We start from the raw sequence: 21,096 nt of genomic DNA on the forward strand, positions 1-21,096 counted from the left end.
ACTCATACCGTCACGACACGTTTTTCCCCCGGGACGTCAATATCGGAGGAGTGACACAACATCCGTCCTCCCGACCGTTTGAATAAACGAAAGGAGACACAAGATGAAAACCCTGACGACAACAATGCTGACATCCGCCGCGCTTGCCACGGCGGCCCCCGCACTGGCTCAACAGAGCGATGCGGAAACCGACATGCCCGCCTTCTGCGAAACCGCCTTCATGCCGGCCGACCAGAACAAGGACGGCTTCATGAGCGAGCAGGAGATCAACGAGGCACGCGATGCCGAATTCGCCGCCCTCGACCTCAACAAGGACGGCTCCGTGGACCGTGAAGAGATGGTCAACTGCATCGGCAACGCGCAGGACAAGCAGCAAGCCGCGATGGACACGTCGCAGACTGACGGCGAGTCGCGTGATTGGGCCGAACTCGACACCGGCGGCCAATCGGAAATGTCTGTCGAGGAATGGCAGAACATGACCAACAAGATCTGGAAAAGCGACGACTCCGACATGAAATCGGCCGTCTCTGAAGACACGGACGATGCAGAGCGCTTTGCCAAAACCGCCGTTGATCGGTTCCAGATGTACGACGGAAACGGCGACGGGGTCATCACCCAGGCAGAATACGAGGGTGAAGTCGACAAGGACTGGAGCCAGAAGGCGATGGAAAAACGTTTCGACGCCATGGACTCCGATGATTCCGGCGCACTGTCGCCCGCAGAGTATCGCGGTGCCGGCACAACCGCGCTGGACATGAACGCCGACACGTCGGACAGCAAAAACATGAGCAGCGACAGTGCCGATGCGTCCGATAGCACGGATATGAGCAGCGACAGCGCCGATGCATCCGATAGCATGGACAGCAGCAGCGACAGCGCCGATGCGTCCGATACCAGCGACACGACCGCAACCGAGACGCAGAGCGCAAGCGACGCGAACACCATTCCCGTCGTGGTCTACTACTACTCGCTCGTGTAAGCTGACGCGCATCTAGGATCAGCAAGACCTCGAAAAGAGAGCGCCGGACCTCGCCGTCCGGCGCTCTTTCTGTTGCGCGACGTCGTGCGCGCGCAGAGTCGTGTGATCCGGGAACGGCAATCTCCCGCCGGGGGCCATGCGACATCGTTGGCGCCGACTTGCTCTGCACCCGCGCGGGTCTAGTTCAAGTTTATTAAGACGCGCCCACCGGCGCGCCAGTACCAGTAGGCGTAGGAGGTTCGCATGTGGCGAATTGTTACGTTTTGCTCCACCGCTATCGTGCTTTCCGCGGCGGCCATGGCCGACGACACGGGCACTGACGACAACCGCTCGGTCACATCAGACATGCCGCAACTCAACACCGCCGGCTTTCTCTTCGACGACGCACTTACCGAAGACGGCAATACGGACAGCGACGAAGAGGACGATAGCGACGACGGCGATAGCGACGAAGACCGCAAGACGTCAGACGAAGACCCTGCAGAGGATGAAGACGAAGAGGACGACGGCTGATCATCCTCTCGCCTGATCCGGACACGCAGCGACGTCAGTCGCCCTCGCCCATCTCGAACCCGAGGTGCCGCGCCACGGTAAAGATGTCCTTGTCGCCCCGCCCGCACATGTTCATGCACAGGATGTGATCTTTGGGCAGGTCCGGCGCGATCTTCATCACATGGGCCAGCGCGTGGCACGGCTCCAGCGCCGGGATGATCCCTTCCGCCTCGCAGCACAGCTTGAACGCTTCCAGCGCTTCCTTGTCGGTGATCGACACGTATTTCGCGCGCCCGATCTCGTGCAACCAGGAATGCTCGGGCCCGATGCCCGGATAATCGAGGCCCGCGGAAATCGAATACCCTTCCAGGATCTGCCCGTCATCGTCCTGCAGCAGGTAGGTCCGGTTGCCATGCAGGACGCCGGGGCGGCCGCCGGTCAGCGACGCGCAATGTTCCATCTTCTCGTTCACGCCCTTGCCACCGGCCTCGACGCCGATGATGTTCACGTCCTTGTCGTCGAGGAACGGATAAAACAGCCCCATCGCGTTCGACCCGCCGCCGATGGCCGCGATGATCGTGTCGGGCAGGCGGCCCTCGGCCTCCTGCATCTGTTCGCGGGCTTCCTTGCCGATGATCGACTGGAAATCGCGCACCATCGCAGGATAGGGATGCGGCCCGGCCACCGTGCCGATGCAGTAGAACGTGTCGCGCACGTTGGTGACCCAGTCGCGCAGCGCGTCGTTCATCGCGTCCTTCAGCGTGCCGCGCCCGCTGGTCACCGGGATCACCTCGGCGCCCAAGAGCTTCATGCGGAATACGTTGGGCCGCTGACGCTCGACGTCATGCGCGCCCATGTAGACCACGCATTTCAGCCCGAACTTGGCACAGACCGTCGCCGTCGCCACGCCGTGCTGCCCCGCGCCGGTCTCGGCGATGATGCGCGTCTTGCCCATGCGCCGCGCCAGCAAGATCTGCCCCAGCACGTTGTTGATCTTGTGCGCGCCGGTGTGGTTCAACTCGTCGCGCTTCATATAGATCTTGGCGCCGCCCAGCCGCTCGGTCAGCCCTTCGGCATGGTACATCGGGCTCGGCCGCCCGACGTAGTGCTTCCACAGGAAATGCATCTCGTCCCAGAAACTCTGGTCGGTCTTGGCGTTCTCGTACTGCTCTTCCAGTTCCAGGATCAGCGGCATCAGCGTCTCGGACACGAAGCGCCCGCCGAATTCTCCGAAACGCCCCTTTTCGTCGGGGCCGGTCATGAAGGAGTTGAAGAGATCGTTCATGGTCATCATCCCTGTTTGCTAGAGCCTCAATAGGCCACGGGCCCGCCGGTTTCCAGAGCAATCCACTGCGACGAAGCGCCAGAATATTCGTACGAATATTCTCGGGCGCTCACCTCACTCGCACGACATAGCCGGTGCTAAGCAGCTCCGGCTCGGCCAACAGGAAAGGCCGGAAGGGTGGCGTGGTATGGATCACCTCCCACGCACCGGACGCGGCCAGCTTGTCCAGAACCGGCGGAAATCCCTGCTCTTCCCAAGTCGCGTCCAAGAGGTTGAACACCCCGATACCGCCGTGCCGCGTCACCCGCGCCAGGTGTTCCAGTGTGGCAGGCGGCGCATGGCCCGGCCCGAACGCCCCGACACAGACGAACCCCGCAAAGGCGCCGTCGTCAAACGGCAACCCGACGCCGGTATCGGCCTCTTCCAGCCGCTCGTAGGCCCCGGTCTGCTGAGCAAATTTCAGCATGTCCGGCGACAGATCGCAGCCCACGATCCGGTCATATCCCATCAGCCGCAGCGTCTCGCCCACCAGCCCGGTGCCACAGCACGCGTCCAACACCGGCGCATCCGCGTCCCCCAGGTATCGCCCCAGCAGGCCGGCCCCCAGAGCGGGCAGTCGAAACCCCTTGCTCAGGCAGTCCGCGTCATAGGAGGTCGACCACTTGTCATAGATCGCCTTCGATTCGTCCGGGCTCTTCGCCCCGTAAACGTCATCCAGATCCTGCGTATCCATTGGCACCTCCTTTGCCCCAGCTTGGGCAAAGTGGCGCGATGCGTCAATCGAGTGCCAGCTTGAAACCGGTATGCGACGCGACAAAGCCGATGCGCTCGTAGAACCGCCTGGCATCTTCCCGGTCCACGTTCATCGTTAGCTGCACCAGCGTGCAGCCCGCCGCCCTCGCCCGCGCCTTGACGTCGTCGAACATCGCCTCGCCCACGCCTTGCCCGCGCAGGTGCCCCGCCACGCGCACGCTCTCCACCTGCGCCCTTCGCGCGGCGCGCAACGACAGACCGCTGATAAAGGTGATCTGGTAGGTGGCGACAATCCGGCCCGCGGCATCTTCGCCCACGATAAGATGGTTGCTGCCCTCGTCCTGCATCCGCGCAAAGGCCGCCTGGTAAAGCGCCGGGTCGGCCCCTTCACGCCCCTGCCCCAGCATGTCATCTGTCAGCAGTTCCACCACGCCGGCCACATCCGCCGCGACCGCCTCACGAAACCGGATCATGCGCGCGCCGCGTCGGCAAAGGCCCGCATCTTGCCATGGTCCTTGACCCCTGGCGCACTTTCCAGCGCAGAAGACAGGTCAAGCTGCCGCGCCCCGGTCACCCGGATCGCCTCGGCCACGTTTTTCACCGTCAGCCCACCGGCCAGCATCCAGGGAACGTTCCAGTCACGCCCCGCAATCAGGCTCCAGTCGAAACTCTCCGCATTGCCTCCGGGCCGCGTCGCGTTTTTCGGCGGCTTGGCATCCAGCAGGATCTGGTCCGCCACCGCCGCGTACCGCTCGATCGCCTCTAGGTCGCCCGCCTCGCGCACCCCCACGGCCTTCATCACCGGCAGGCCATAGCGGGCCTTGATCCCGGCCACCCGCTCGGGGCTTTCCTGTCCATGCAATTGCAACATGTCCAGCGGCACGACGCCCGTCAGCTCGTCCAGCAAGGCGTCGTCCGCATCCACCACCAGCGCCACCTTGGCCACGCCCGGCGGCACGGACAGCGCCATCTCTCGCGCCAGTTCCGGCGTCACGTAGCGCGGCGATTTCGGGAAAAACACGAACCCCACATAGGCCGCCCCCGCCGCCACCGCGGCAGGGATGTCCTCGGGCCGGGTCAGCCCACACATCTTTATACGAATGTCCTGCGCCATGACGCGGTCGGTTAGCTGGCCTCGTCCAGAAGCGCAAGAACCTCGTCCTTGTCCTTGTGCCTCTCGCCTTTCAGCCGGCGCACCTCGGCGCGCAGCGCCGCCATCTCCCGCGCCTGCCGCGCCGCCGCCGCACGCTCCTTGGCCTCGCGGATCCACTCCCAGATGAAACCGATCACCAGGCCCGCCAGGATCCCGCCGAACATCACGATGAACAGCGGAAGTTCATAGGACGGATTCACCGCCGCCATGCCGCCCAGTTCCCCGGGCAGGATCCGGACTTCGACAAACTGCCGGTTGGCCAGCGCGATCAGGATAAGCGCCAGTCCAAAGATGGCGATCGAAAGGTAGCGGATATATCGCATCAGGATTTCCCGTTCAGCCGTTCACGCAACAGCTTGCCGGCCTTGAAGAACGGCACATGCTTTTCCTCGACCTGCACCGATTCTCCGGTGCGCGGGTTGCGGCCCGTGCGCGCATCCCGTTTCTTGACCGAGAACGCCCCGAAGCCGCGCAACTCGACCCGGTTGCCTTCGGCCATGGCATTGGTGATTTCGTTGAAAATGGTGTTCACTATGCGCTCGACGTCGCGCTGGTAAAGGTGTGGGTTCTCGTCGGCGATCTTCTGTATTAGTTCCGACCTGATCATCGGTTCCCCCCTGCGTTGTTCTTTGGTCGAGCAGCGTAGCGACTTTAACGACTATAGATAGAAAAAGCGCAATTAGAAACTGCAACCTACCGGATAAACTGGAAAATTCTGGGGGTAAACCTGCAGGACTTCGCCCATATCGCGGACTTTTCTGTCCTGACGCAGGGCAGCGCGCCGCGCCGTCAGGGCGAGTTCAGGCTGCGGAACGTCTGATTCGGGACCCGTGCGGCAGGGTCTCCGCCCGGCACCGATGAACCGGACCGAATGGCCCGATGCCGGGTCGCGACGAGGGCTGTCGCGGCGTGAATTTGCAGGCGACATCACTCCTGTTTTGCTGATCGCGCCACCGGCACAGGCGCTGACATCCAATGTAAAAGGCCCCGCGCAATTGGCGGGGCCTTTCAAATCCGCAAACCGTCGTCGGCTTACTTGTCGTCGTCGCCTTTCAGCGCGGCGCCCAGGATGTCGCCCAGCGAGGCGCCCGAATCCGAGCTGCCATACTGTTCCACGGCTTCCTTCTCTTCGGCGATCTCGCGCGCCTTGATCGACAGGCCCAGACGGCGGGTCTTGCTGTCGACGTTGGTGACGCGCACGTCGACCTTGTCACCGACCGAGAACCGCTCGGGGCGCTGTTCGGAGCGGTCGCGCGACAGGTCGGAGCGGCGGATGAAGGATTTCATGCCTTCGTATTCCACCTCGATGCCGCCATCCTCGATCGAGGTGACCTCGACGGTGATGATCGAGCCGCGCTTCACGCCGCCCACGGCCTCGGCGAACTTGTCGCCGCCCAGCGCCTTGATCGACAACGAAATGCGCTCTTTCTCCACATCCACTTCCGAGACGACGGCCTGAACCACATCGCCCTTCTTGTAGCTCTGGATCGCGTCTTCGCCACGCTCGTCCCAGCTGATGTCCGAAAGGTGCACCATGCCGTCGATGTCGCCGTCCAGACCGATGAACAGGCCGAACTCGGTGATGTTCTTGACTTCGCCCTCGACCTCGGTGCCCTCGGGATGGGTTTCCGCGAACACTTCCCACGGGTTGCGCATGGTCTGCTTGAGGCCCAGAGACACGCGGCGCTTGGCCTGGTCGATTTCCAGCACCATGACTTCGACTTCCTGAGAGGTCGAGACGATCTTGCCGGGGTGGACGTTCTTCTTGGTCCACGACATCTCAGAGACGTGCACCAGACCCTCGACACCGGGTTCCAGCTCGACGAACGCACCGTAGTCGGTGATGTTCGTGACACGGCCGGTATGCACCGATTCCAGCGGGTACTTGGCGGCGACCAGATCCCACGGATCGTCCTGCAACTGCTTCATGCCCAGGCTGATGCGGTGGGTTTCCTTGTTGATCTTGATCACCTGGACCTTGACGGTCTCGCCGATGTTCAGGATCTCGGAGGGGTGGTTCACACGGCGCCACGCCATGTCGGTCACGTGCAGCAGGCCGTCGACACCGCCCAGGTCCACGAAGGCCCCGTATTCGGTGATGTTCTTGACCACGCCGTCCACGGCCTGACCTTCGGTCAGGTTGCCGATGACTTCGGCGCGCTGCTCGGCGCGGCTCTCTTCCAGGATGGCGCGACGCGAGACAACGATGTTGCCACGGCGGCGGTCCATTTTCAGGATCTGGAAGGGCTGCTTGAGACCCATCAGCGGGCCGGCATCGCGCACGGGGCGCACATCGACCTGAGAGCCGGGCAGGAACGCCACGGCGCCGCCAAGATCGACGGTGAAACCGCCCTTGACCCGGCCGAAGATCGCGCCTTCGACGCGCGCGTCGTCCGCGTATGCTTTCTCCAGGCGATCCCAGGCTTCCTCGCGGCGGGCCATTTCACGGGAAATGACGGCTTCGCCACGGGCGTTCTCTGCCGAGCGCAGGAACACTTCGACCTCGTCGCCCACTTCGATTTCGGGCGCTTCACCGGGATTTGCGAATTCCTTGAGTTCGACGCGGCCTTCCATCTTGTAGCCGACGTCGATGATGGCTTGTCCCGCTTCAACCGCGATGACCTTGCCTTTGACAACCGTTCCCTCTTGGGGGGTGTCCATTTCGAGGCTTTCATTAAGGAGGGCCTCGAATTCCTCCATCGATGCGTTTTGAGCCATGTGGCGTTTCAATCCTAACGTTTCGTTGTGTCCGGCCGCGCGGTTGTCTCCGCCGGTCTTCAGGGTTTCGTTGGTCAGTCGGGCCGCCTCATATACGCAAAACAAAGAGGGCCGGTATTCCCGACCCTGCTCGCTCTCAATGCTCTGCGGCGGTTCCGCCTTGTCGACGAGGGGCGCTATAGCCCGCTCGGCCATGACAATCAAGGGGTTTCGTGCCCCGCCCCGGCCCCGGGCCCGTCCTCGCGCAGCCGCAGTTGCAGGTAATCGCCCGGCGCCCGCACCATCACGCCTTGCCCCCGGAACGGCCCGTTGGGGTTGAAGACCTCCACATCCACCGCCTCGCCCTCCGACAAGTCCACGTAAAGGATGTTGCTGCCGCACCAGTCGATGCTGGCCCGCAACATGTGCTGGGTCGGCTCCACCTCGACGCTCACCTGGCTCTTGCGCTTGATCGTGCCGACTTCCTCGCCCGTCACGGTCAACCGGTAGGCCCGGAAGATATCCATCCATCCGCCGCCGCGGTGAAAGGTGATCCGCGCCGTCATAACGCCGCACGCACCCGCGCGACCTCGGCACAGGCCGCTTCGACCGCGCCTTCGATCGACAACGCGGTCGTGTCCAGCAATATCGCATCCCGCGCCGGCTTCAGCGGCGCCGTCGCACGCGCCGAGTCGCGGTCGTCGCGCAGACGCAAGTCGGCCAACACCTCGTCATAGGTGGTGACGGTTCCCTTGCCTAGAAGTTCCTCCAGCCGCCGTTGCGCCCGCACATCATCGCTGGCCGTCACGAACAGCTTCACGTTCGCCTCGGGGCAGATCACCGTGCCGATGTCGCGCCCGTCCAGCACCGCGCCGCCCGAGCGCGCCGCAAAGGCCCGCTGGAACTCCACCAGCGCGGCACGCACCTCGGGCACCGCGGCCACGCGGCTGGCGGCCTGTCCGACTTCGGGCGAGCGCAGATCGTCTGCGTCGAGGTCCTCGGCCCTCAGCGCGCGCGCGGCGTCCACCGGCTCGGTCCCGTCCAGGGTGCGCCGTCCCGTCGCGCGATAAAGCAGCCCGGTATCCAGATGCGCGAAACCGAACCGTTCGGCCACCGCCCGCGCCACGGTTCCCTTGCCCGCCGCCGCCGGCCCGTCGATCGCTACAGTAAAACCCATGATGTCCTTCGCCTCGCTTGCCGCCGTCGCCGCGCGGATTGCCCTGACGGGTCCGGCCCGCGCCGCAACACAGTGTTTCCCGAAACTGCCCGTTTCCGTCGGCCAAATCACCCCACTAGGGCGATAACAAGGCAAGATTTTCACACTTCTGTCGCCTTTGCACCGCACAACGTGTCCATGACCCCACCCGATGACCCGACACCCGCCGAACGTCCATGCCGCCCCTGGCGCAGTCGCACGACGCGCCGCACCTGCGGCGGTGGATTGTTGTCCGGTCTGCCTTTCGCCGAAATGGTTCTGCTGGCGGGGTTCCTGATGTCCGCAGGCATGTTCCTCACGGTCGAGGACAACCACGCCGCGCAGGCACCATCGCCTTCGACAGCATCCAGCCCGACACGCTGACGCGCGACCGCGCGCCGCCCGTGCAGCGACCGTCGGCGCGTGGTTTTTCGAACGAAGGAAGCATGGAGCGGGTAGCGGGAATCGAACCCGCGCGTTCAGCTTGGGAAGCTGACAGGCTACCATTACATCATACCCGCCTGCGCGACCGTCTAGGTATGCCGCCCGTCCCGCCCGGTCAAGACGGATTCGCGTCTCCGTCGCCTCACTCGGCCGCCCGCACCCCGGTATAGGTATAGGTCTCTTCCTCCCCGTCCGAGGTGCTGGCCACCAGCAGGCCGACCCCCAGTTCCGGAAGATAGTGATAGCGCTCGGTGTAGGTCGGATCGTCATTGAAGGTCAGGTCGATCTCGAACGCCGGATAGGTGCAAGGTCCAAGCTCGATCGTCTTCAGCGGCCCCGATTTCGCCGTCCCGCCGCCGGTGCTGTCATTGCTCCATTCCGCGTCAGGGCGGGGCTCGTCCCATTTTTCCAGGTCGGCATAACTGGCGAACACATCCTTCTCCCCGACCTTCACCACCCCGTCCTCGATCGGCGTCGAACTGGCCAGGTACAGGCCGTGCCGCGTTTCGAGAACCGAGCCCGACCCATCGGGAAACTCCGTCTGGATCAGGATCTGCTCCGGAGCAAAGCGCCGGTGCGTCTCGGTCATCCCGTCGCGGGTCTCGAACACCACACCACTGTCAAGCGCCTCGGCATCGGGACAGCCCATCGCGGGCAGCGCCGATGCGCTGGCCAGAACAAGAGAAAGCAATATCGATTTCGGTGTCATCTCGGCTCGATCAATCGGTTGCGCCCTGTCGGCATCGGAAAAAGGGACCGCCCCGCGGCGACCGACGCTCAGGGCACATCCTTACCCTGCGCAATCGCCGGTCGCAGCGCAATGCCCTTCTGCGTGGCCGCCTCAGCCGCGCCTGCGCCGGCGCCGTCCGCCCTCGTCCCCGCCGCCGGTATTGAATGACGGGTTCGGCAACGGCGCGACCTTGGCCAGTTCCGGGAACGGATCGGTCTTGTGCGGAATGGCGTTGGCGGCCACGAAATGCTCCTGGAACTTGGGTTCGATCGCGGTCTCGACCTTGGTGATCTCGCGCACCACCCGCTCGATCTCGCGCCGCGCTCCCACGTTGCACAGCGCGATCCGCGCGCCCGTGCCCGCGGCATTGCCCGCGCTGGTGACCTTGTCCAGCGGAACGTCCGGGATCATCCCCAGCACCATCGCGTGCTTGGCACTGATATGCGCGCCGAACGCCCCGGCCAGCACCACGCGGTCCACCTTGTCCACGCCGCGCTGGTCCATCAACAGCCGCGCGCCCGCGTAAAGCGCCGATTTCGCCAGTTGAATCGCCCGTATGTCGCCCTGCGTCACGGTTATACGCGGCCCGCCCTCCGCGGTGGCGTCATGCACCAGGTAGGAATGCGTCCGCCCCTCGGCCACCATCCGCGCGGTCCCGGTCGCCTCGGCCGAGCCGATCAGCCCGCTTTCATCCATCAGCCCCGCCATGCGCAGCTCGGCCACCGCCTCGATGATGCCCGACCCGCAGATGCCGGTGATCCCGCCTGGCCCCAACTCCTCGGCAAAGCCGTCCTCGTCCGACCACTTGTCCGATCCGATCACGCGGAACCGCGGCTCTTTCGTCTCCGGGTCGATCCGAATGGCCTCGATGGCGCCGGGCGCCGCCCGCTGCCCGCTGGAGATCTGCGCCCCTTCAAAGGCCGGCCCGGTCGGTGACGAACAGGCCAACACCCGTGTCTTGTCGCCCAAAAGGATCTCGGCATTCGTGCCCACATCCACGATCAGCGCCAGGTCGTCGGATTTGCCAGGCTCCTCGCTCAGCGCCACGGCGGCACAATCCGCGCCCACATGCCCCGCGATGCAGGGTAGCACGTAGACCCGCGCCCGCGTGTTGATGGCGGTCAACTCCAGCTCCCGCGCCTCCAGCGCCATGCTGTCGGACGTGGCCAGAGCGAACGGTGCCTGCCCCAGCTCCACCGGGTCGATCCCCAGCAGCAGGTGATGCATCACCGGGTTGCAGACGAACACCGTCTCCACGATCAGGCTCGGGTCGACCTCGGCTTCCCTGGCGATCTCCTCCGCCAGCGTGTTGATTGCCTCACGCACGGCGCGGGTCATTTCCTGGTCGCCGCCGGGGTTCATCATCGCATAGCTCACCCGGCTCATCAGGTCCTCGCCGAACCGGATCTGCGGGTTCATGATGCCCGACGACGCCTTGACCTCTCCGCTTTCCAGGTCCGTCAGATGCGCCGCCACCGTGGTCGAGCCCAGGTCGATCGCCAGCCCGTAAAGCCCGCTCTCGTGCAGCCCCGGCCAGATCTCGATCACCCGCGGCACGCTCTCCATGTGTGACTGGTGCAGCGCCACGGTTACCCGGAACTTGCCCTTGCGCAGCACCGGCTGCAACTTCGACAGCAGCGTCAGGTCAGCGGTGATCTCTTCGATCTCCCACTGCTCGCGCAGCGCCCGCTCCAGCCGCTCCAGGTCGCCCGTGGGCTCGTGCATGTCCGGCTCGTCCACCTCGACGAAGTAAAGCCGCGTCGCCGGGTCCATCTGGATCACCCGGGCCGAGGCCGCCTTGCGCACCACCTGCTTGTGCACCTGGCTTTCCGGCGGCACGTCGATCACGATGTCGCCCATCACCTGCGCCTGGCAGCCCAGCCGCCGCCCCGCCTTCAGCCCGCGCTTCTGGTCATAGCGTTCCTCGACCGCGTTCCACTCCGAAAGCGCGCCCTGATGCACGGTCACCCCATGCTTGGAAAACTCGCCATAGCCGGGCGTGATCTGGCACTTGGAACAGATCCCCCGCCCGCCGCAGACCGAGTCCAGATCGACACCCAGCTGCCGTGCGGCGGTCAGCACCGGCGTGCCTTTCGGGAACCGCCCGCGCTTGCCCGAGGGCGTGAATACCACCAGTGGATCGGTCTCGTTCATCTTGCATCGCCTTTGGCCAAAGCATTTTCCAGCGGCACCATACCGCTTTACCGCGCCGCCGAAAGCCTGCGACCGGCAGAATCTGGCCCGCCCGCGACCCCGAAAATTCGTACGAATTTTCGCCGCCAAAGATTATTCGTACGAATAATCTCTGGCTTCCCGCTCAGATGCGCCTGATCTTTGCCCCCAGCCCGGTCATCAGCGCCTCGAACACCGGAAAGGACGTGGCGATCGGCCCGCCGTCATCCACCGTCACGGGGTCCTTGCTCGCCAGGCCCAGCACCAGGAACGACATGGCGATCCGGTGATCCAGATGGCTGGCACAGGCCGCCCCGCCCGGCACGCCGCCCGCGCCCATGCCCTCGACGATCCACCAGTCCTCGCCCTCCTCGACCGTCACGCCACAGGCGCGCAGGCCGGTGGCCATCGCGTCGATCCGGTCGCTCTCCTTGACGCGCAGTTCCTTGACCCCGCGCATCACCGTGCGCCCGGTCGCATTGACCGCAACGGCCGACAGCACCGGGTACTCGTCGATCATGCTCGCGGCGCGCTCGGGCGGCACCTCTATGCCTTTCATGTCGGGCGAAAACCGCGCCCGCAGGTCCGCCACCGGCTCGCCGCCTTCCTCGCGCTCGTTCTCATAGGTCAGATCCGCGCCCATCTCGCGCAGGGTGGTGAACAGCCCCGCCCGCGTCGGGTTCAGCCCGATATTGGGCACCAGCACGTCCGACCCTTCGGTGATCAGCGCCGCACAAACCGGGAAAGCCGCACTCGACGGATCCCGCGGCACGACAATGGTCTGGGGCGTCAACTCGGGCTGACCAGTCAGGGTGATGACCCGGCCCTCGTCCGTCACCTCGGTCGAGATCTCTGCCCCGAACCCGGCCAGCATCCGCTCGGTATGGTCGCGCGTCGCCTCGCGCTCGATCACCACGGTCTGCCCCGGGGCGTTCAGCCCCGCCAACAGCACGGCCGATTTCACCTGCGCCGACGGCACCGGCACCTCGTAGCGGACCGGCACCGGCTCCCGCGCGCCCACAATCGTCATCGGCAGCCGCCCGCCCTCGCGCCCCACCGCGCGCGCTCCGAACAGCGCCAGCGGATCGGTCACCCGCGCCATGGGCCGCCCATTCAGGCTGGCATCCCCTGTAAACGTCGCGGTGATGGGCGCCGTCGCCATCGCCCCCATGATCAGCCGCACGCCGGTTCCCGAATTGCCACAGTCGATCACCTGCCCCGGCTCGGCAAAGCCACCGACACCTACTCCGTGCACATGCCAAACGCCGTCCGCGTTTCGCTCTACCTCCGCGCCCATCGCCCGCATGGCCTTGGCCGTGTCCAGTACATCCTCGCCTTCCAGCAGGCCGGTCACCACCGTGTCGCCGATGCTGAGCGCCCCAAGGATGAGGCTGCGATGCGAGATCGACTTGTCGCCGGGCACATGCGCCTCGCCTTTCAGGCCAGAGGACAGGCTGGATTGCATCGGGACGGGCGCGCCATGACCAGACATCGGACTTCCTTCCTTAAAAGTTCGCCCCGCTGATAGCGCAGCCCCCAGGCAGCGTCCATCACGCCTTTCCTCTGGCCATAAATATCCCGGGGGTTTGGGGGCTGGCCCCCAATTCAACCTGCGTTTGGGGGCTGGCCCCCAATCGATCGAACCTGCCTGGCGCAGCCGCTCCTTCAGGTCACTTGCCCTCGCGCTTGCGCACCGCCGCCGTCACCAGCAGTTCCACCTTCAGCTCGGGGTGCGCCAGCTTGGCCTCGCCACAGGCCCGGGCGGGCGCGTGACCCTCAGGCACCCAACTGTCCCACACCTCGTTCATCTCGGCGAAATCGGCCATGTCGGCCAGCCAGATCGTGCATTGCAGGATGCGCGTCGCATCCGACCCCGCCTCGCCCAACAGCGCCTCGACCTTTTCAAGGCAGGTGCGGGTCTGATCCGCCACGCTGTCGCCGCGGTTGCCCACCTGCCCGGCCAGATAGATCGTGTCGCCATGGATCACGATCTGGCTCATGCGGGCGGCGGTATGGTGGCGGACGATATCTGTCATGACGGGGCTCCTTTCCCAAGGTTCGCCCCGTCATAACGCGCCCGGCCCTGCTGTGCCAGATCCGCGATGCTGCCCGCAATGGCCCAGTCGGCCATGCTCTTGCGCCAGGCCAGCGTCCGGTCTCCGACCCGGCCCGCCGCCATTTCGGCCCCGAGGTCGTTCAGCCTCATCGGCCCGACCTGCTGCGGTGCCTCCGCGAACCACCAGGGCGCCTCCCGCGGGCACCACACCCACGTCGCCGTAATAATGGATCACCCCGCCCAGGCAGGTCGCCGGGGCGGCCGCCCAGCTGCCTGCATCTCTGATCGGCAGGCTCATCCCGGTCGAAGGCGACCACATCACCGGCGCCACCACTGCCGAAACCGTACGGGACAACGTCGCCGCGACGACCGGCTGAGGCGTTCGGCCAATACAGCAGCCCCTACGCCTCACCGTACGAGGTTCAATGATCGCCGTTTTCCAGGTGCAGCTTGATGTCGACCAGTACCTGCTGAAGTGCCATGGTCTCCTTCAGCAGACGCCTGGCCTCGGCGGCCGAGATCACACCGTCCTCGATCGACTGGTGATACTCCGCCATCAGCATGGCAAATCGTTGCGACAGCGCGATCACGTCCGAATTGACGCCGCCCGTACCGCTGTCGTTGCGCCGCGCGTCCTCAAAGCTCAGCTGCGTGCCGTTCAGCTCCGCCAGCGCGGCGGTCACGTGCGGATAGGACGCCGCCGCCTCCAGAGCGGCCACCGCGTCGACCGGCATGAACCGGTCCGCATGTTCGTCATGACCCGAATAGTACCGCCCCAGCGTCGCCTTGGACTTGCCGGTCAGCTTGCACGCCGGCTCCACGCCCACATCCTTGACCAGCGCCTCGGTGTGTTTCTTCAGATATGATCCGGCTTTCGACATCCCGCCCTTTCCCTTTGTCGCGCCGTTATCCGGATTGCTCCACGACGCCGCAATGGTGGAAAACCTTACGTTTCCGTAGCCCGCGCGGACCCCGGCGCGCTTGATCCCGCGCCCCTCTTGCGGATAACTCGACACATGGCCAAGCTCTACTTCCACTACTCCACCATGAATGCCGGCAAGTCGACGCTGCTGTTGCAGGCCAGCCACAACTACCGCGAGCGTGGCATGAACACTCACCTTCTGACCGCCGCGATCGATGACCGCGCCGGACCTGCCCGGATCGGCTCGCGGATCGGCATCGGGTCCGAGGCCGACACCTTCACCGCCGATGACGACCTCTTCGCCCGCCTCGAGGCGATACTGGCCACGGGCCCGCTGGCCTGCATCTTCGTCGACGAGGCACAGTTCCTGACCGAGCCCCAGGTCTGGCAACTCGTCCGCGTGGTCGATGACCTGGGCGTCCCGGTCATGTGCTACGGTCTGCGCGTCGATTTTCAGGGGCAACTCTTTCCCGGCTCCGCGACCCTTCTGGCCTTGGCCGACGAGATGCGCGAGGTCCGCACCATCTGCCACTGCGGCAAGAAGGCCACCATGGTCGTGCGCCGCGACGCGCAGGGAAACGTGGTGACCGACGGCGCCCAAATCCAGGTCGGTGGGAACGAGACCTACGAAAGCCTCTGTCGCCGCCACTGGCGCGAGGCCACGGGCGATGCCGTGCCGGTCACGCCCGGGGCCTAGGGTGCTGAAAAACACCGCGCTCGGCGTCCTGATGTTCGTCTCCGCGATGATCGCGGTCTGTCTCTACGCGATCAACACGGTCGACATTTCCCTCGACAAGACCACCGCCGCCCATAACGCGGCGCGGCAGGCGTTTCTGGCTGACCTGCCCAACTCCGGGTGCCTGCGCGACGCCGACATCACCGCCTCCCGCGCCCGCGTGCAAGAGCCGCAGTTCGACTGGTGCGTCACGCCCGACTCCATGAAGACATGGCTGCGCGTGACCGTAAAGCCGCCCCGCCCTTCTCTACCGAGGACGAGAACGCCCAGGTCTTCGCCTTTGACGATGCGGGCTGCGCGGTCGACTGGTCTTACGCCTCCGGCCCCGGCTTTACCTGCGCCGAGTGACGCCGGGCGCGGGACCGCTCCGGAACCCGCCTCCCCGTCCGCGCGTTTCTCTTTCGTATCGCAAAGGAGACCGACATGGACCGCCTGTCCTTCTACATCACGTTTTTCACCGGCAGCTTCATCACCGGCGTCATCGTGATCGCCGGGTTTTCATTGGGCTATTATACCGTCTGGACCATCGCGATCGCCGCCGTCGCGGGCCTGCTGCTCGCCTGGCCAACCGGCTACATGATTTCGCAGCGCATCAAGCGCGACGATCCGGACTGGACGCCCGAGGCCGACCCTGGCGACCAGCCCGTCATCCCACGGCCGGACGCGCCCGAGGTCTAGGCTCGCTCGACCAGAACCGACCCCACGGAGTATCCCGCTCCGAAAGAACAGATCAGCCCAGTGTCGCCGGGTCGCAGATCATCCGAGTATTTCGAGAACGCGATGATCGACCCTGCCGATGACGTATTGGCATAGTCCTGCAGGATGTTCGGCTGCTCGTCGGCCTCCGGCACCCGCCCCATCACCTTGCGCCCGATGAAATCGTTCATCGTCTTGTTGGCCTGATGCAGCCACAGCCGTTTGAGGTCCGCCGCCGCGACGCCGGCCTCTTCCATGTGTCCGGCAATATGCGCGCTGACCAGCGGCAGCACTTCCTTAAACACCTTGCGCCCCTCCTGCACGAACTGCATGTCGCGCCGGTCCTGCAGCTCCGGGTCGCGCGTGCGCCGCAGAAAGCCGTTATTGTTGCGGATGTTGTTGGAAAACTGCGTGGCGCAGCGGGTCGAATGCACCAGGAAATGCGCGCCCTTGGCATCCTCCGCCCGCTCGATCACCAGCGCGGTGCACACGTCCCCGAAGATGAAATGACAGTCCCGGTCGCGCCACTCCAGGTGGCCCGAGCATATCTCGGGGCTGACCACGATGGCGCAGCGCACGCTGCCCGACCGCACCATGTCCGCCGCCGCCTGTATCCCGAACGTGGCCGAGGAACACGCCACGTTCATGTCGAACGCGAACCCCTTGGCCCCCAGCAACTGCTGGATCTCGATCGCCACGGCCGGATAGGGCCGCTCGTGGTTGCTCGCGGCGCAAATTATCAGGTCGACCTCGCCCGCCTCGCGCCCCGCCTGCGCCAGCGCCTTGCCGCAGGCATCCAGCGCCATCTCCGCCATGATCCCCGGCTCGTCATTCGACCGCTCGCGCAGCCTGGGATGCATCAGGCCGGGATCCAGCACACCCGACTTGTCCATGACGTAGCGCTGTTCGATCCCCGAGGCATTGACGATGAACTCCGAAGAAGACGCCGCCTTGGCCTCGATCTCTCCCGCCGCGATTGCGTCGGCGTTCTCGGCGTTGAATCGCTCGGCGTAGGCGTTGAAGGCCACCACCAGTTCGTCGTTGGTGATGGTTTCTTCCGGCGTGAAAACGCCCGTGCCGGTGATCGCAGGCTTGAACATGTCTCTCTCCCTCGAAGTATCGGCCACCACGCCAGAACCATGCCCCGAGGTCAAGCGAAACGCCGCGGAAAACCGGCCGCCCGGGGGAACCGCTTCTGTCGCGGCGGCGTTTGACGCACGTAAACGCGCAGCGTGCGGCGCGCCTTCGGACAGACTTGCGAGAGATGACATGGCGCACCCCGACCGCTCATCAAGACCCATCACTGCCATCATCGACCGCCTGGAGGACACCACGACCAGAAAACAGGTGACCCTGCGTTGCATGATCGAGGCGTTCGGCAAAAGCTCCTTCACCACCGCGATGTGCGTCCCGGCGCTCTTGGTGGCTTCGCCGCTCAGCGGCATACCGCTTTTCTCCAGCGCCTGCGGCATCCTGATCGCCTCCATCGCGGCGCAGATGCTGGTGGGCCGCAAACACCTCTGGCTGCCCAACTTCGTGATGAACCGAAGCGTCGGCAACAAAACGATGCTCGCCGCGCTCCGTCGCCTGCACCGGGTGGGCGAACGGATCGACGCGATCACCCGGCCGCGCCTGTCGGCCCTGATGACGCTGCCGATGCGCAAGCTCTACCAGGCGCTCTGCGTGCTTTGCGGCGTTCTGATGATCTTCCTCGAGATCATGCCGTTTTCATCGTCCATCCTCGGCATGGCGACGATCTTCTTCGCCACCGCGATCATCGTCCGCGACGGGGTTCTGGCGTGCCTCGGGGTGACCATAATGTGCCTCGGCGCCAGCCTGCCACTCTTCGCGCTTCAGGCGATGTAGGGTGGGGTTCCACCCCACCACGATCCCGCGCGGATTCTGCCCATGACCGTCCGCACCTCTTTCCATCACGTAGGGTGGGGTTTCACCCCACCTAATCCCCCCCGCTCAATTCACCAGGTTCGGTGGCGTTTCCCCGGCCAGGGCCGCCCGCAGGTTCTCCACCGCCACGCGTCCCATCATCTCGCGCACCTCCAGCGTCGAGGTGCCCATATGCGGCAACAGAACCACATTCTCCAGCGCGGTCAGCGCCTCCGGCACTTCCGGTTCGTTCTCGTAGACGTCCAGGCCCGCGCCCGCGATCCGCCCCTGCTGCAAGGCGGCGATCAGCGCGGGCTCATCCACGATGTCGCCCCGCGCGATATTGATCAGATGCGCCTGGCGCGGCATCAGGGCGATCGCCTCGGCGTCGATCAGACGGTGGGTGTCCGGGCTGACCGGCAAGGCCACCACGGCGAAATCGGCGCGGCCCAACAACTCTTCAAGCGTTCTCACCCGTTCGGTGGGAAAGCTCAGTTCCTTCTCGCTCCGCGACCAGTAGATCACGTCCATTCCGAACCCGTGATGACACCGCTGCGCAATCGCCGCCCCGATCCGGCCCATCCCGATGATCCCCACGGTCTTGCCGGTGACATGCGTTCCCAAAAGTTGCGTCGGGTTCCACCCCGGCCACTTGCCGGCTCGCACCATGCGCTCGCCCTCGCCGGCGCGGCGCGCGCTCATCATGATCAGCGTCATGCCGATATCCGCCGTGGCCTCCGTCACCGCCCCCGGCACGTTTGTCACATGCACGCCCGCCGACCGCGCAGCGGCCAGGTCGATATGGTTGATCCCCACGCCGTAATTCGCCAGCACCTTGCAGCGCGGGTTCTGCGCCTCGCGGAACACCTCGGACGAAAACGTGTCGCCGAACATCATCAGAACCCCGTCATAGAGGTTCAGTGCCGCGCGCATCTGCCCGATCTTCAGCGGCGTGTTTTCCTCGCGCATCTCGACATCGAAATGCTCGCGCGCCATGTCCACCACGCTTTCGGGCAGGGGCCGGGTGAAATAGACCCGTTTCAATGCATCCGCCCTCCGATGGGCACCTCAAGGTCCGGCGAGAGCAGCACGATCCCGCCCTCCGAGTCACTTACGCCCAACACCAGCACCTCGGACATCACCGGCCCGATCTGGCGCGGCGGAAAGTTCACCACCGCCATCACCTGCTTTCCCACCAAGCCCTCGGGGTCGTAATGCTCGGTGATCTGGGCCGAGCTCTTCTTCTCGCCCAGTTCCTCTCCGAAATCGACCCAAAGCTTGATCGCGGGCTTGCGGGCCTCGGGGAAGGGCTCGGCCCGGGTTATCCTGCCCACCCGGATATCCACCTTCAGGAAATCGTCGAACGTGATCGCGTCAGCCACGGCGCAACTCCTTCGAGCGGTCGGCAGCGGCCTTCACCGTGGCCTTCATCAAAGGCGACAGGCCATTCTGCTCATCCATCAGAACCTCCAGCCCCGCCTGGGTGGTGCCGTTGGGGCTGGTGACATTCTCGCGCAGCTGCGCCGGCGTCTCGTCCGCCGCCTCGGCCAGCGCGCCGGCACCCGCCACCGTGGCCTGCGCCAGCTGCATCGCAAGTTCCGGCGACAGCCCCTCGGCCTCGCCCGCCTTGGCCATGCATTCGATCATGTGAAACACGTAAGCCGGGCCAGACCCGGACACGCCCGTGACCGCGTCCATCTGGTGCTCGCCTTCCAGCCGCACCACCTGTCCCACGGCCTTCAGCAACGCCTCGGCCAGGTCCATCTGATCGCCGCTCACCTCGCCATTGCCGACGATGGCGGTAATGCCGCGGCCCACGGCGGCGGGGGTGTTGGGCATCGCGCGGATGATCGGGCTGTCACTGCCGAACGCCGCTTCGAACGCCTCGATCGGCGTGCCCGCGGCGACCGAGACGAACAGCGTCCCGCCCCCGCCCATCGCCGCGATCGTGGGCAGCGCCTCTCCCATCATCTGCGGTTTGACGGCGATCAGCACGATGGCCGGATTCGCCGGCAGATCCGCGTTCAGATGCACCCCCGTCCCCTTCAGCCAGTCCGAGGGCTTGGGATCGACCACCCAGACCGATCCGGGCGGCAGGTCGCGTTCCAGCCACCCCGCCAGCATCGCCGATCCCATCTTGCCACAGCCCAACAGGACAAGGCCCTTGTCGGCCACATGCTGCATATCCATTCCGGTGCGCCCCTCTTTCCTTGTCTTTCACGGGGTTGATAGTCCGCGCATCGCACCCCTGCAATACGCCACGGCCCACCTCGGCCACACCTCGCGCAAAAGAAAAAGGGCGCGCCGCCCGGCACGCCCCGTTCGCCTTAAAATTGTGCGACGTCAGGCCCGGCCATACGCCTCGCCGATGGCGATCTGCAGCGCCTCTTTCGGACTCCTGTCGCCCCACACCACCAGTTGCAGCGCAGGATAGAACCGCTCGGCACTCGTCACCGCCGCGCCGATCAACGTGTCGATCTGTTCGGGGCTGATCGCCTGCGCGCCGGTCATGACCAACCCGTAGCGATAGACCATCAATTGCTGCTCGGCCCAGAAGGTGAAGGCGCCCGCCCAGCATTGGTCGTTCACGTCGTTCAGCACGTGGTAAAGCGCCGGCAGCTTGTCCTCCGGCGGCTCCATCTCGAAGGTGCAGACCATGCGCAGCGTCTCGTCATAGGCCGACCAGGCCAGCGTGATCGAATAGGTCCGCCACTGCCCCTCTACCGCCATGGCGATCTGGTCGTCACCGATCCGGTCGAAATCCCAGTCGTGATGCTCGGCCAGATGCTCGACGATGTCTATGGGATGAAGGTCTTCTGAAAAGAACTGCTCGGAAAGTGCCATGGCGCCACCTCATGTGTTGTAGCGAAGGGGCTGGCAGCGCCCAAACGCTAGGTGCCTG

27 protein-coding genes and 1 tRNA gene are annotated in these 21,096 nt (G+C 65.1%); 7 read left to right on the forward strand and 21 right to left on the reverse strand.

The features are described 5' to 3' along the window. Window positions 1-103 precede the first annotated feature (103 nt). Window positions 104-979, forward strand: coding sequence for a hypothetical protein (locus RBB31_RS05345; RefSeq protein WP_306128228.1), 876 nt, complete (start codon window positions 104-106; stop codon window positions 977-979). Between the two features lie 297 nt (window positions 980-1,276). Continuing rightward, window positions 1,277-1,492, forward strand: a complete 216-nt coding sequence (locus tag RBB31_RS05350; protein WP_306128229.1) for a hypothetical protein — start codon at window positions 1,277-1,279, stop codon at window positions 1,490-1,492. A 34-nt stretch (window positions 1,493-1,526) separates the two neighbouring features. Here the strand turns inward: RBB31_RS05350 and trpB are convergent, their stop codons facing one another. From trpB to RBB31_RS05395, 9 genes are all read right to left on the reverse strand, one after another. Further along, window positions 1,527-2,756 (reverse strand): tryptophan synthase subunit beta, encoded by a 1,230-nt coding sequence (gene trpB / locus RBB31_RS05355; protein WP_306128230.1) that lies wholly within the window; start codon window positions 2,754-2,756, stop codon window positions 1,527-1,529. Between the two features lie 109 nt (window positions 2,757-2,865). Further along, on the reverse strand, window positions 2,866-3,489 hold the full coding sequence (locus tag RBB31_RS05360; protein WP_306128231.1) for a class I SAM-dependent methyltransferase: 624 nt from the start codon (window positions 3,487-3,489) through the stop codon (window positions 2,866-2,868). Window positions 3,490-3,532: 43 nt separating this feature from the next. After that, window positions 3,533-3,982: an N-acetyltransferase gene (locus RBB31_RS05365; RefSeq protein ID WP_306128232.1), complete on the reverse strand. Its 450-nt coding sequence runs from the start codon at window positions 3,980-3,982 to the stop codon at window positions 3,533-3,535. Next, complete coding sequence (locus RBB31_RS05370; RefSeq protein WP_306128233.1) at window positions 3,979-4,623, reverse strand: phosphoribosylanthranilate isomerase; 645 nt, start codon at window positions 4,621-4,623, stop codon at window positions 3,979-3,981. The genes RBB31_RS05365 and RBB31_RS05370 overlap by 4 nt, the downstream gene beginning before the upstream one ends. 11 nt (window positions 4,624-4,634) lie before the next feature. Next, window positions 4,635-4,985, reverse strand: a complete 351-nt coding sequence (locus RBB31_RS05375; RefSeq protein ID WP_306128234.1) for a lipopolysaccharide assembly protein LapA domain-containing protein — start codon at window positions 4,983-4,985, stop codon at window positions 4,635-4,637. Beyond that, entirely contained in the window at window positions 4,985-5,269 is a 285-nt protein-coding gene (ihfB, locus tag RBB31_RS05380; RefSeq protein WP_057792171.1) for an integration host factor subunit beta, read from the reverse strand. The genes RBB31_RS05375 and ihfB overlap by 1 nt, the downstream gene beginning before the upstream one ends. Window positions 5,270-5,694: 425 nt before the next feature. After that, complete coding sequence (gene rpsA / locus RBB31_RS05385; RefSeq protein WP_306128235.1) at window positions 5,695-7,380, reverse strand: 30S ribosomal protein S1; 1,686 nt, start codon at window positions 7,378-7,380, stop codon at window positions 5,695-5,697. A 200-nt stretch (window positions 7,381-7,580) separates the two neighbouring features. Further along, the gene (locus tag RBB31_RS05390) at window positions 7,581-7,886 is read right to left on the reverse strand and encodes a hypothetical protein (protein ID WP_306128236.1); all 306 of its coding nucleotides are present in this window, start codon (window positions 7,884-7,886) and stop codon (window positions 7,581-7,583) included. Window positions 7,887-7,921: 35 nt separating this feature from the next. Then, window positions 7,922-8,536 (reverse strand): d(CMP) kinase, encoded by a 615-nt coding sequence (locus RBB31_RS05395; protein WP_306128237.1) that lies wholly within the window; start codon window positions 8,534-8,536, stop codon window positions 7,922-7,924. 177 nt (window positions 8,537-8,713) lie between these two features. Between RBB31_RS05395 and RBB31_RS05400 the strand changes: the two genes are divergently transcribed. Then, entirely contained in the window at window positions 8,714-8,938 is a 225-nt protein-coding gene (locus RBB31_RS05400; protein ID WP_306128238.1) for a hypothetical protein, read from the forward strand. 63 nt (window positions 8,939-9,001) lie between these two features. Here the strand turns inward: RBB31_RS05400 and RBB31_RS05405 are convergent. The 7 genes from RBB31_RS05405 to RBB31_RS05435 form a co-directional block, all read right to left on the reverse strand. Further along, window positions 9,002-9,075, reverse strand: a tRNA-Gly gene (locus RBB31_RS05405). Between the two features lie 65 nt (window positions 9,076-9,140). Beyond that, a complete protein-coding gene (locus tag RBB31_RS05410) occupies window positions 9,141-9,707 on the reverse strand; it encodes a hypothetical protein (protein ID WP_306128239.1) in 567 nt (188 codons plus the stop codon). A 132-nt stretch (window positions 9,708-9,839) separates the two neighbouring features. Continuing rightward, window positions 9,840-11,882 carry an ASKHA domain-containing protein gene (locus RBB31_RS05415; protein ID WP_306128240.1) on the reverse strand — a complete coding sequence of 681 codons (2,043 nt, stop codon included), beginning with the start codon at window positions 11,880-11,882 and terminating at the stop codon, window positions 9,840-9,842. A gap of 163 nt (window positions 11,883-12,045) precedes the next feature. Beyond that, window positions 12,046-13,392, reverse strand: coding sequence for a 3-phosphoshikimate 1-carboxyvinyltransferase (gene aroA, locus RBB31_RS05420; protein ID WP_306128241.1), 1,347 nt, complete (start codon window positions 13,390-13,392; stop codon window positions 12,046-12,048). A gap of 178 nt (window positions 13,393-13,570) precedes the next feature. Next, window positions 13,571-13,936 (reverse strand): RidA family protein, encoded by a 366-nt coding sequence (locus tag RBB31_RS05425; RefSeq protein WP_306128242.1) that lies wholly within the window; start codon window positions 13,934-13,936, stop codon window positions 13,571-13,573. Beyond that, a complete protein-coding gene (locus RBB31_RS05430) occupies window positions 13,933-14,166 on the reverse strand; it encodes a DUF4339 domain-containing protein (protein ID WP_306128243.1) in 234 nt (77 codons plus the stop codon). Before RBB31_RS05430 ends, RBB31_RS05425 begins: the two co-directional genes overlap by 4 nt. Window positions 14,167-14,378: 212 nt before the next feature. After that, entirely contained in the window at window positions 14,379-14,837 is a 459-nt protein-coding gene (locus tag RBB31_RS05435) for a hypothetical protein (protein WP_306128270.1), read from the reverse strand. Between the two features lie 135 nt (window positions 14,838-14,972). Between RBB31_RS05435 and RBB31_RS05440 the strand changes: the two genes are divergently transcribed. The 3 genes from RBB31_RS05440 to RBB31_RS05450 all read left to right on the forward strand — a co-directional run bounded on the left by RBB31_RS05440 (window position 14,973) and on the right by RBB31_RS05450 (window position 16,292). Then, window positions 14,973-15,575 carry a thymidine kinase gene (locus tag RBB31_RS05440; RefSeq protein WP_306128244.1) on the forward strand — a complete coding sequence of 201 codons (603 nt, stop codon included), beginning with the start codon at window positions 14,973-14,975 and terminating at the stop codon, window positions 15,573-15,575. A 249-nt stretch (window positions 15,576-15,824) separates the two neighbouring features. Continuing rightward, a complete protein-coding gene (locus RBB31_RS05445; protein WP_306128245.1) occupies window positions 15,825-15,962 on the forward strand; it encodes a hypothetical protein in 138 nt (45 codons plus the stop codon). Window positions 15,963-16,037: 75 nt separating this feature from the next. After that, window positions 16,038-16,292 carry a hypothetical protein gene (locus RBB31_RS05450; protein WP_306128246.1) on the forward strand — a complete coding sequence of 85 codons (255 nt, stop codon included), beginning with the start codon at window positions 16,038-16,040 and terminating at the stop codon, window positions 16,290-16,292. Here RBB31_RS05450 and RBB31_RS05455 read toward each other — a convergent pair. Then, complete coding sequence (locus RBB31_RS05455) at window positions 16,289-17,410, reverse strand: beta-ketoacyl-ACP synthase III (RefSeq protein WP_306128247.1); 1,122 nt, start codon at window positions 17,408-17,410, stop codon at window positions 16,289-16,291. The genes RBB31_RS05450 and RBB31_RS05455 overlap by 4 nt on opposite strands. Window positions 17,411-17,579: 169 nt before the next feature. Between RBB31_RS05455 and RBB31_RS05460 the strand changes: the two genes are divergently transcribed. Further along, on the forward strand, window positions 17,580-18,176 hold the full coding sequence (locus tag RBB31_RS05460) for an exopolysaccharide biosynthesis protein (protein ID WP_306128248.1): 597 nt from the start codon (window positions 17,580-17,582) through the stop codon (window positions 18,174-18,176). Between the two features lie 105 nt (window positions 18,177-18,281). On the opposite strand, the gene RBB31_RS05465 is transcribed toward RBB31_RS05460, so the two are convergent. The 4 genes from RBB31_RS05465 to RBB31_RS05480 all read right to left on the reverse strand — a co-directional run bounded on the left by RBB31_RS05465 (window position 18,282) and on the right by RBB31_RS05480 (window position 21,038). Continuing rightward, complete coding sequence (locus RBB31_RS05465) at window positions 18,282-19,238, reverse strand: D-glycerate dehydrogenase (RefSeq protein WP_306128249.1); 957 nt, start codon at window positions 19,236-19,238, stop codon at window positions 18,282-18,284. Further along, the gene (locus tag RBB31_RS05470; protein ID WP_306128250.1) at window positions 19,235-19,576 is read right to left on the reverse strand and encodes a tRNA-binding protein; all 342 of its coding nucleotides are present in this window, start codon (window positions 19,574-19,576) and stop codon (window positions 19,235-19,237) included. The genes RBB31_RS05465 and RBB31_RS05470 overlap by 4 nt, the downstream gene beginning before the upstream one ends. Next, window positions 19,569-20,384: a pyrroline-5-carboxylate reductase gene (gene proC / locus RBB31_RS05475; RefSeq protein ID WP_306128251.1), complete on the reverse strand. Its 816-nt coding sequence runs from the start codon at window positions 20,382-20,384 to the stop codon at window positions 19,569-19,571. Before proC ends, RBB31_RS05470 begins: the two co-directional genes overlap by 8 nt. 153 nt (window positions 20,385-20,537) lie before the next feature. Beyond that, window positions 20,538-21,038, reverse strand: a complete 501-nt coding sequence (locus tag RBB31_RS05480) for a YbjN domain-containing protein (protein WP_306128252.1) — start codon at window positions 21,036-21,038, stop codon at window positions 20,538-20,540. Between the last annotated feature and the right edge of the window lie 58 nt (window positions 21,039-21,096).

This window comes from Roseovarius sp. MMSF_3350, assembly GCF_030733425.1.
GTDB lineage: Bacteria > Pseudomonadota > Alphaproteobacteria > Rhodobacterales > Rhodobacteraceae > Roseovarius.